Annotated in this window: 4 protein-coding genes and 1 pseudogene; all 5 read left to right on the top strand. The window is 41.7% G+C overall.

Annotation, left to right across the window (positions count from 1 at the left end):
- Window positions 1-138 precede the first annotated feature (138 nt).
- Window positions 139-930: a uracil-DNA glycosylase gene (locus Q7P05_RS00135; RefSeq protein ID WP_303929962.1), complete on the top strand. Its 792-nt coding sequence runs from the start codon at window positions 139-141 to the stop codon at window positions 928-930.
- Window positions 931-1,033: 103 nt separating this feature from the next.
- A complete protein-coding gene (locus tag Q7P05_RS00130) occupies window positions 1,034-2,113 on the top strand; it encodes a DUF805 domain-containing protein (protein ID WP_303929961.1) in 1,080 nt (359 codons plus the stop codon).
- A 352-nt stretch (window positions 2,114-2,465) separates the two neighbouring features.
- Window positions 2,466-4,640 (top strand): ribonuclease J, encoded by a 2,175-nt coding sequence (locus Q7P05_RS00125; protein ID WP_119206778.1) that lies wholly within the window; start codon window positions 2,466-2,468, stop codon window positions 4,638-4,640.
- 196 nt (window positions 4,641-4,836) lie between these two features.
- Window positions 4,837-5,793: a DUF2232 domain-containing protein gene (locus Q7P05_RS00120; protein ID WP_303929960.1), complete on the top strand. Its 957-nt coding sequence runs from the start codon at window positions 4,837-4,839 to the stop codon at window positions 5,791-5,793.
- 19 nt (window positions 5,794-5,812) lie between these two features.
- A pseudogene (locus Q7P05_RS00115) lies at window positions 5,813-6,782 on the top strand (RNA-binding protein); the annotation flags it as partial.

Here is a 6,782-nt window from a genome sequence, read left to right as displayed (position 1 = left end):
ACTATTTACCAATCTTTGGGACTGAAATAGCAACACTTTTTGTCCTATAACCCTTATATTTCTTCTGCAATTCGTGTAATTATCATGTATAGTAGATATATATCGGTAATAACATATGAAATTTAAACTGGAGGCTGTATGTCTTTATTTGATTTAGAGAAGAGCATGTCTTTTGATGAATATATAGCGTCCTTTGATACAAAGCGTGTAGAAAAGGTGCGCGGTTTTGTGGATTGGCTTGCCCAGTATCAAGGTAGTCTCGTTCATAATCCTTGGGGCGAGATAAATCCCGATTTAGAGATCGTTACAGATGGTTTTGATGCGGCTCAAGTGCGTCGAGATAATTTGGTAGCCTATTTATTGCCTCGTTTAGGTCGCGCTAAGGTCTTTGTAGTGGCTGAGGCTGTAGGGTATCAAGGGGGACGATTTACAGGTATTGCTATTACTTGTGAGAGAATGCTATTAGATAAGCATAAAACCATTCGTGCGAAGGATGTCACGACTATTCGATTGGAACGCACTAGTTCTCCTACTAGCTCTTTATTAAAAGGAACACAGCAGAAGGATGGCTTTAATGAACCTACTGATACGGTGGTGTGGAGTGCTATCGTAGAAAAAGGTATCGACCCATATGACACGTTGCTGTGGAATATATTCCCGTTTCACCCACATAAGGATGGAAATCCGTTGACGAATCGCACGCCTACGGATAGAGAACAACAATTGGGGTGGGAGTACACAAAACGCTTGTTAGATTTACATCTAGAGCTAGGCGGTGTAGAACCTCTTATGCTGGCCGTAGGGCAAAAGTCTGCTGATACAATGGGCAAATTTGGCCTGTCTGCTATTGGCTTACGCCACCCTGCAAACGGTGGGGCTAATCTCTATAGACAAGGGTTTGCAGAGGCTGTAGATACGTATTTAAGATAATATAGTTTGATAAGTTCTTACGTATTCAAGAGCTTGAGCTTTTAAGAGAACATTTTGGAGAGAGCTTTTAAGAGCATGTTTAGAGAGTTTTGGAGAGAAGTTTATGAAACGTTATTGTGATGCTTGCCGTCATTATTGTGATGAAGCGGCTATGTTTTGTCCTACTTGTGGACAGTATACGGTGGCCACAGAGGTGGAGCGTATCGCACCAGAAGGCGATGTAATCTATCCTTTCGCCCATTACCAAATGAGTTATAAGGATACATTCCTCTATGTGATGGGGAAAAAGTTCATGGATACTGATGGTCGCGCCTCTCGTAGGGAGTTTTTCCAATTTCTGTTGTTATGGCATATTGCTATTATTGGCTTGTTAGTGGTATTTTATGGTTTGACAGCCATATTGCATACGGGACCGTATCTAATCGGATTGGCAGGTCTTATCGTTGCCATACTTAGTTTAGTTTCCTTGATGCCTTTGATTGCGCTATCTGTACGACGTCTCCATGATACGGGTAAAAGTAGTGCTACATTGTTGCTGTTTCTTATTCCCTTTGTAGGGCCACTGATCTTATTAGGTTTGTTATGTGTAAAAGGACAGCCACAGGATAATCAATATGGCAGCGCATTGCAACATATCATCATAGATAAGCGCTTGGCATCTATTATGAAAGTATCTCCTACGAGTAATGCTTTAACTACACGTGTTCTAGTGGGATTACTTGTTATAGTAATCTGTGTGTTTGGCGCATCTTTACGTGCGATGGGCCCAGCTAATGAAGTATTCCCTGACGGATGGCTTACAAACTCTATCGTTGGTGAAGGCAGTGCGGAAGCAGCGCGAGCTTCTGTGCAAAATTATTTTGATGCCCTGAATAACAAGGATTATGATAAGGCTTTCACCTATATCATTAGCCAAGCTAGTACAAACCCGACAGAAAAACAAAAATGGCTAGAGTCCATGAAACAAGCGCCAAAGGTGGATGTAGTATCCCTGGGTGTTACAAGGGTGAGTCGCACAGGGGATTTGAAGCGCATTGTCTTTGATGCAAGCCTACAAACCACAAAGGTTGGCGCCGGTGTTGTAGAATCAACGCCGATGAAGCGCTATATTTCTGTCATTGAAGAGAATGGCGCGTGGCGTATCGAAGGATTTTACAAAACTATGCCAGATGATGACAAATAGAATATGATATATCTAAATAGCGTTAACATGGGGGCTACCCTCTTTTGTTAACGCTATTTTTATGTTACAATAGACATAACGTATGAAAGCGAGGCTTTCATCAAAATCGATCGGATTATATTGCAAGACCCATTGGATAGGAACGAAGAGAACGTACCCGTCGCGGCTGACATGTCTAATGATGGCAATATACTCATTTGCTATGGCAAATGGTCACAACAACACTAGGAACGGCAAAAATTGATAGCGCATTTTTGCGCCTATTTGACGAGACGCTAGTATTTTAGCGCCTTTTTCTTTGTGTGGCCTCCATAGCATAGATCAATTCAAGTGATAGGTGAGAAAAGAAACTATGTTAAATAAAATAATGAACAAAATTTTAGGAGGAACTGTGAATACAACAGATAATCAGGTTACTGCACAAGTGAAAGCAGAACCAACAGTAGCAAAACCTGCTACTCGTACAGCTGCGGCTGAAGGCGAACATAAACAGACTCGCCGCCGTACTAATACACGCCGCCCTGCTGGCGAGGGTCGTACTCGTCAACATGCAGCTGGTGAAGGTGAAGGCACAACACGCCAACGCCGTACAAATACTCGTACAAATGCAAATGGTGGTCGTACTAATACGACACGCCGTACAAATACACGTCGCAATGCTGAGCAAGGTGAAGGTCAAGAACGTACAGAACGTAAACCTCGTCAAACTCGTGCACCACGTGGTGAACGTAGTGAAAATACGCGTAATACGCGCTCTAACAATGGTCGCAATAGTCAAAACCGTAATAACAACCGTCCAAATAATCGCTCCACAAACCGCAACAATCAAGAGGCTCCTGTGGAATTAGTAGGTCGTACACCAAATGGCGCTAATAAGGGTAAATTCCAAATCATCCCTCTTGGCGGTCTTGGTGAAATCGGTAAAAACATGACCATCTTCCAATATGAGGACGAAATTATCGTTCTCGACTCTGGCCTTGCGTTCCCTAGCGAAGATATGCTTGGCGTAGATATCGTTATTCCTGATATGAGCTATATCATTGAGAATAAGGATCGCGTGAAAGCTGTCGTAATTACCCATGGTCACGAGGACCATATTGGTTCCTTGGCATACCTTATGAAAGAAATTAACTGCCCAGTATATGCAACAAACCTCGTTTGTGGTTTGATTGAAGGCAAGTTTAAAGAACATAAGGTATCTCCAAAATGTCTTCGTACTATTGCTGCAGGCGATGAAGTTCAAATTGGTCAAGTGAAGGTTGGTTTTATCCAAACAAACCACTCCATCCCTGACTCCTGTGCTGTGTACTTCGATACACCAATCGGTACTGTGCTTCATACAGGTGACTTTAAAATTGACCAAACGCCAGTTGATGGCCGTTTGATGGATATGCACAAATTTGCTGAGCTCGGCAATAAAGGCGTATTAGCGTTGATGTCCGACTCTACAAACGTTGAAAAACCAGGTACTACAGGCTCTGAAAGCTCCGTAGGTCCTGCTATTAAACAAGCTGTAGGCGAAGCGAAAGGCCGCGTTGTATTGGCTACATTCGCATCTAACGTATCTCGTATTCAACAAGCTATTGATGCGGCAGTTATGTATAACCGTAAGGTTGTCGTTATGGGCCGCAGCATGGTAAATGTTACAGAAATCGCTCAAGAACGCGGTTACTTGAACATTCCACCAAATACAATCATCGACGTAGATGTAATGCACAACTACACAGATGACCAAATCATGATCTTAACAACTGGTTCTCAAGGTGAACCGATGGCAGGCTTGTCCCGTATGGCTACTAGCAATCACCGCACTGTAGAATTGGCACCGAATGATACTGTTATCATCTCTGCTACACCAATTCCTGGTAACGAAGGTGCTGTAGGTAGAACTATCGATAACTTGCTTCGTCTAGGTTGTCACGTAGTATACGGTAAAGATCGTGGTATCCACGTATCTGGTCATGCGAGCCAAGAAGAGCTTAAAACAATGCTTAACCTTGTTCGTCCAGAATACTTCATCCCAGTTCATGGTGAGTACCGCATGTTGCGCCGTCATGGTGAACTCGGTGTTGCTATGGGCGTAGATCCTAAGAAAGTCCTTATCGGCGATAATGGTCAAATCTTTGAATTCGATAAAGATGGTGGTCGCAAAGCCGGTCGTGTACAAGCTGGCGCTATCTTCGTAGATGGCCTTGGCGTTGGTGACGTAGGTAACATCGTTATCCGCGACCGTCAACAATTGGCTCAAGAAGGTATGGTTATCGTTGTCATGGCGATGGACAAAGCTTCTGGTACAATCGTAGCTGGTCCAGACCTCGTATCTCGTGGCTTCGTATACGTACGTGATGCAGAAGAACTTATGATTGCTGCAGAACATCGTGTAGACCAAGTCCTTGAAGAATGCGAAATGCAACGTATTAAAGATTGGACTACTATTAAGCAAAACGTACGCGACGCGTTGGGTAAATTCTTCTATGATAAAACTCGCCGTCGTCCTATGATCTTGCCGATTATTCAAGACGTATAATCAAATACAATATATGAAAGTACCGCACCTCAAGGTGTGGTACTTTTAACATGTTAAAAGGAACCTTTTAAATCTACCATAAATAGCGGTGCTATCGCATTTATCTACTACATAGGGTATTTGAAGTTACCTTTTTAAACTGTTATAATTAAAAGATACCAATTAATCTATCTTCTTTGATTTAGAATGGAGATTTATGAAACAAACAAATACAAGAGCGATGGTAGAGACTGGATTTGTTAGTGCTATAGGTGTTATCCTTAGTGCTGTCAGTGTTTATATACCAGCTTTCGCTTTTTTATCATTTTTTGTTACACCTGCAGCCATTGGCATAATTGGAACAAAATGGGGCCGTAAATATAGTATATCGGCAGCTGTTGTCACTACTTTCTTAGCGGTAGTCTTGTTTGGACCATGGAATGGTATACCTGTTGGTTTATTTGCTGCGGTAGGTGTAGGAGTAGGAGAAGGTAATCGTCTTTCTTTAGGAACGATTAAACGGCTATTACTCCCTAGTATTGCTATGTTTGTTGCCGTATTAGTAACTTTTATTGCACAAGCGTATATATCTGGTATTGACCTATCAAGGATAGATACACAGATGACAGAGCAAGCTCGTATGATTGCTGATCAAGCATTGCAGACGAATTCTAATATTACACAGGAACAAGCTGATTTATTTGTAAAAAATATGGATAAGCTTGCTACTGGTTTGAAGGATGCGTTTTTTGTAGCTGTAGCTATAGCTGCAGTATCATATAGTTATATAACTATTCAGATATCTATATGGTTAGGTAAGCGATTACGTATCTCCATACCTCGATTTTTACCCATTGAAGAATGGAGAATGCCCGTCTGGAGTGCAGGGCTATATGCTTTAGGCATCATTGGTATATATGGTGCTCCACATATCAATATGAACTCTTCATGGGTCACAGCCATTAGTACTAATGTATTACTCCTAGGTAGCTCTATGTGTTCTGTTCATGGATTTGCAGCTTTAGCAGATTTAATGAGTAGTTATCGCATGAGTAATAAATTGAAGTGGATATTGCTTGGTGTATATGCATTTTTCTTTGGGCAGGCATTAGCAATATTTGGTGTTATAGATATGTTTTTAGATTTACGGACACGTTACAAAGCGCGTCAGTAGTAACAGAAAGGAGGCCGTTATGAAATCCTTTCAACGGAGATGGGAAGGTTTAGAAATTACCATTATTACCGTTATCGTATTATTGTTATTATTGTTGGCCTATTTGAATTGGGCCATTGCAATTCTAGCTTTAATTATCGTAGTAGCGGCATATTTGGTTAATTATAATACCCTTCATAACCGGCGTCGTTTAGCAAGAGAACAGTTTGGGGCGATGATGAAAAACGTCACACAAGCTTCTAACTTTGCTTTACAAAATTTACCGATGGGCATTGTTCTTGTTAATAAACAAGGCACCTTGGTATGGAATAATAGCGTCTTTGCAGACTGGGTTACAGTAGACTGGAATAAACTTCAAAAAATGTCTGCTCTATTGCCTGGCTTCCGTATTGATAAAATCTGGGGTAAATCCGGATATATGACGGAGAAATATGATGAAAGATATTTCCAAATTATCTATAAATTCATCGATCCTCGCGATACGCGACCAGATATTCATAGTGAAGATGAATTGGCTGAACATGCAGTCATGGCTCTGTACTTTAAGGACATTACGGCTCTCGAAAAGGCCCGTATTAAAGCTGAAGAGGATCAGCCTGTATGGGGCATGATTCAAATCGATAATCTCGAAGAATTGACGAAAGGTCTTAGTGATCGCGAGTATACTAGCGTTTGGGCAGATATTAACAATATCATTATGGATGAAATTGACCGTTATGAAGGCTTTATTCGTAACTTCCAAGACGATATGTATACCTTTGCTATTTCTCGTGGCGCCCTTCATGAGATGGAGGAAAATGGCTTTAAAGTGCTTGAACGCATTCGTAAATTGCCTTCTCCTCGTCAAGTGCCAGCTACGATTTCTGTGGGGATTAGCGAGAATGTAGGCTCTGTAAAAGAGGTTTCTAGTCGTGCTCGTGCTGCCTTAGATATTGCATTAGGTCGCGGTGGTGACCAAGTGTGTATTATGGATGGTGAAAGCACCCGCT

Origin of the sequence: Veillonella dispar (genome assembly GCF_937975875.1) — a bacterium.
Classification (GTDB): domain Bacteria; phylum Bacillota; class Negativicutes; order Veillonellales; family Veillonellaceae; genus Veillonella; species Veillonella dispar_B.
Note: the sequence above shows the minus strand (reverse complement) of the source record. Positions and strands in the feature narration are given on the sequence as shown.

Excerpts from the sequence above, each read along its gene's own strand:
- Q7P05_RS00135 (WP_303929962.1), top strand. The coding sequence starts at position 139 with ATGTCTTTATTTGATTTAGAGAAGAGCATGTCTTTTGATGAATATATA.
- Q7P05_RS00130 (WP_303929961.1), top strand. The coding sequence starts at position 1,034 with ATGAAACGTTATTGTGATGCTTGCCGTCATTATTGTGATGAAGCGGCT.
- Q7P05_RS00125 (WP_119206778.1), top strand. The coding sequence starts at position 2,466 with ATGTTAAATAAAATAATGAACAAAATTTTAGGAGGAACTGTGAATACA.
- Q7P05_RS00120 (WP_303929960.1), top strand. The coding sequence starts at position 4,837 with ATGAAACAAACAAATACAAGAGCGATGGTAGAGACTGGATTTGTTAGT.